At 43.6% G+C, this 1,290-nt stretch carries 2 pseudogenes; one reads left to right on the top strand and one right to left on the bottom strand.

The features are described 5' to 3' along the window. Positions 1–101 precede the first annotated feature (101 nt). Positions 102–616, bottom strand: a pseudogene (locus BBW68_RS16975) (IS1 family transposase); the annotation flags it as partial. Positions 617–1,053: 437 nt separating this feature from the next. On the opposite strand from BBW68_RS16975, the pseudogene BBW68_RS16970 reads away from it, so the two are divergent. After that, positions 1,054–1,221, top strand: a pseudogene (locus BBW68_RS16970) (IS1 family transposase); the annotation flags it as partial. Positions 1,222–1,290: the final 69 nt, after the last annotated feature.

The following is a 1,290-nucleotide window of genomic DNA, read 5'->3' as shown; positions in this document are numbered from 1 at the left end:
TAGCATCTTCGTCCAATATAGGTATATTAAAATAGCATGATTATCTATTTTCAACAAAGCCCATGGCTGGTTGAAGCCAGCAGTGTTCGGTATACCATCTAGAGGTCAGTCATGTAGAAAGCGAGCTTAAACTGACTCAACAGTACAAGAAGACGCCTTAAAGGCAGAGCATTACGAGGGCCAAATGCATGTGCAGGGACTCGCTTTCGGATGTAATCCGAAGCATAAAATAACCATCACTGATTGCCTTTGCAACGGACACATGACCACTGCTTATCGGCCTCACAGCAGATAACTACCTCTGCGCCAAGCTCTACGTTTTGCGCTACCTAGTGCGGCGTAAGTTTTTTAGATGACGAAGAACGGTATTTAGGCTTATCCGTAGAACCCGTGCTGTATCGCGGCATTCGGAGCTGTTCATCGCCCTATCAACGATGGCCTGATGGGGTTCAGGTTTAGCTCCGTTGTAGCGATAGCTGAGCTGGAAGGTCTTTAGGCATTGGTTACAGCGATAGAGCTGTAACCCTGAGCCGGAGTGGTCGTTTCGGATAACCCCATGAGTTTCAGAACAGCGAGGACAAACCACATCAATCTTTGCATCTTTGCCATCAATCATCCAAAAGGCAAAGAATACAACAACACTAAGTCTCCGTCACGATCCACAAGTCTCGGGGTTTTGAACTTTTAGGTGATTAGCGGATTTTAATCGCTAAAGTCGTTTCAGCAAGGGATCTACATGGCAAAGCAAAAGTTTAAAATCACCAACAGGTCAACCTACAACAAGGCGCTTAAGCAGCGCGGTTCCCTGACGATCTAGCTTGATGTGTCAGCCATTGCTGCATGGACTGAGAGTACGCAGCGGCTTTGTTGAATAATAGGTAATCATGCTGTTTTAACATACCCATTTTAACATACCCATGTTGGACGAAGATGCCAGCCATTCTAGCATATATTACCGAACACTGGTTGTAACCTACTGATTTTATGTTATAAACAGCTCGCTGTTTTTATGGGGTTGCAGCATAATCTCTATTTATTCAACAAAGCCCCAGCCATGTTGTAAGCAAAAAGTACACCCAGCGGATAGAGCGTCATAATCTTAACTTGCGAACCCATCTCAAGCGGTTAGTCCGCAAGACTATCTGCTTCTCAAAATTAGAAGAAATGCACGATAAGTGGATTGGCCCCTATATTTTCATATACTTTTTGGGGCTGTCCTAGATAAGGTTTAAATTTTACCTTTAACTATCTGTTTTAAAATAGTTAATTGCTGTTTTGCACTTGGAGTGT

This window comes from Candidatus Erwinia dacicola (genome assembly GCF_001756855.1).
GTDB classification, from domain to species: domain Bacteria; phylum Pseudomonadota; class Gammaproteobacteria; order Enterobacterales; family Enterobacteriaceae; genus Erwinia; species Erwinia dacicola.
The sequence above is the reverse complement of the archived record's forward strand: the minus strand, read 5'-3'. Positions and strand labels throughout refer to the sequence as shown.